This window comes from Cellulomonas pasadenensis, from assembly GCF_047229365.1.
In the GTDB taxonomy this organism is placed as follows: domain Bacteria; phylum Actinomycetota; class Actinomycetes; order Actinomycetales; family Cellulomonadaceae; genus Cellulomonas.
Genome location: NZ_JBFTEP010000244.1, coordinates 1 through 2,296 on the forward strand (window position 1 = coordinate 1; position 2,296 = coordinate 2,296).

Genomic DNA, 2,296 nt, shown 5'->3' on the forward strand with positions numbered 1-2,296 from the left:
TTGGCTGGGTTATGTGTATTCGAGACTTTTCCTTGGGGGGCGCGCCCGCGCCGCCGTCGGCACGCGGGCCGTGCTGCGGGTCCGTGCCGGGCACGCGGGCTCCTTCCGCTCGCCAGGGCCCGTCGTCGGGCCACCCCCGAGGCTAGGACGCCGCGCGGACCTCTGCGCGGCGTCGCGTCGTCGTGCGGCTCAGCGCGTCGGGACCCCCGCGTGCCGCAGGCCCCAGATCGCCGAGTCGGTGAGCGCCTCCCACGACGCCTCGATGATGTTCGGGCCGACGCCGACCGTGCTCCACGACGTCTGGCCGTCCGTCGTCTCGATGAGCACGCGCGTGATCGCGTCCGTGCCGTGCGTCTGGTCGAGGATGCGGACCTTGAAGTCGATGAGCTCGAACGCCTCGAGCTCCGGGTAGACCCGTACGAGCGCGGTGCGCAGCGCCTGGTCGAGGGCGTTCACCGGGCCGTTGCCCTCCGCGGTCGCGACGATCCGCTCACCGCCGGCGTGGAGCTTGACGGTCGCCTCCGCCACCGCCGGCGCACCGCGCCCGCCGTTGCGCTCGACGATCGTGCGCCACGACTCGACGCGGAAGTACGCCGGGCGCGCGCCGTCCATCTCCTCGACGAGCAGCAGCTCGAACGACGCGTCGGCGGCCTCGAACGTGTAGCCGTTCGCCTCCGCGTCCTTGACCCGGCCGGTCACGCGCGAGAGCACGTCCGGGTGCGCCGCCAGCTCGATGCCGAGCTGGCGGCCCTTGAGCTCGATCGAGGCGCGCCCGGCCATCTCGGAGACGAGCATGCGCATGTCGTTGCCGACCAGCGCCGGGTCGGTGTGCTGGTACAGGTCGGGGTCGACCTTGATGGCGGACGCGTGCAGCCCCGCCTTGTGCGCGAACGCGCTCGCGCCCACGTACGGCTGCCGCGCGAACGGCGAGATGTTCGTGATCTCGCTGATGGCGTGCGCGATGCGCGTGAGCTCGGGCAGGCCGCCGTCGCCGTCGGCCGCGCGCGCGAGCACGCTGCGGCCCCGCTTGAGCTCGAGGTTCGCGACGACCGACAGGAGGTCGGCGTTGCCCGTCCGCTCGCCGTAGCCGTTGACGGTGCCCTGCACGTGCGCGCAGCCGGCGTCGACGGCGGCGATGGTGTTGGCCACCGCGCACCCCGAGTCGTTGTGCGCGTGCATGCCGAGCACCGCGGCCGGCCCGACCGCCACGCGCACGTCGAGCACGACGTCGCGGACCTGGTCCGGCAGCATGCCGCCGTTCGTGTCGCACAGGGCGACCACCTCGGCGCCCGCCTCGAACGCCGCGAGCACCGCCGCACGGCTGTACGCGGCGTCGAACGCGAAGCCGTCGAAGAAGTGCTCCGCGTCGACGAACACCCGGCGCCCCTCGCGCCGCAGGAACGTCACCGTGTCGGTGATCATCGCGAGGTTCTCCTCGCCGGTGGTGCGCAGCGCGCGCTCGGCGTGCCGCAGGTCGCTCTTCGCGACGAGCGTGACCACGGGCGCCTCCGAGTCGAGCAGCGCCCGCACCTGCGGGTCCTGCGACGCCCGCGTGCCGGGCTTGCGCGTCGCGCCGAACGCCGCGAGCTCGGCGTTGCGCAGGTCGAGCTCCTTGGCGGCGCGCTGGAAGAACTCGGTGTCCTTCGGCACGGCCCCGGGCCACCCGCCCTCGATGAACCCCACGCCGAGCTCGTCCAGGAGGCCGGCGATCGTCAGCTTGTCGGCCACCGACAGCGCGATGCCCTCCTGCTGGGCGCCGTCGCGCAGGGTCGTGTCGTAGACGTGGAACGAGCGGTCGGTCACGGGGACTCCTCGGGCGGTGCGGGCGTGCGTCGGGGGCGGGCGGCGGGTGCCGCGACCGGCGAGGGGGTGGTGCCGGTGCCCGGTCGACGTGCCGCCCGGCGGGGGTGGTGCCGGGCGGGGGTGCGGACCAACAAAAAGACCCCCCGGGGTACGGGAGGTCTGCGCGTCGGCTGGTCGGCCGACGCGCTACACGATGATGAGCGTGAAGCGGGTCACAGGGGCGATGGTGGCACAGGTCCGGGCGGCGGGCGACGACGTCCACGATCCGGACCGGCGCGGCGGACCCCGTGCGGGTGACGACCCGGGCGATCCGTGCCGAACCGGACGCCGCGGGCTAGCGTGTGCTCCGCCCGCGGACCGCCGGACCGGCGCGGGCGACGAGACAGGAGCCGGCCATGTCGCACCCCTCCCCCGGCGGCCCCCCGGCCGGGGTCCGGGGTGGGGGCGGGGGGACGGTTCGGGCATCCTTGACGCACGTCCACCTGGCCCTGGG

1 protein-coding gene is annotated in these 2,296 nt (G+C 74.4%); it reads right to left on the bottom strand.

Going from position 1 to position 2,296, the window contains the following annotated elements:
• Nucleotides 1–189 precede the first annotated feature (189 nt).
• Nucleotides 190–1,803 carry a citramalate synthase gene (gene cimA / locus AB6N23_RS18135; RefSeq protein ID WP_412867355.1) on the bottom strand — a complete coding sequence of 538 codons (1,614 nt, stop codon included), beginning with the start codon at nucleotides 1,801–1,803 and terminating at the stop codon, nucleotides 190–192.
• Between the last annotated feature and the right edge of the window lie 493 nt (nucleotides 1,804–2,296).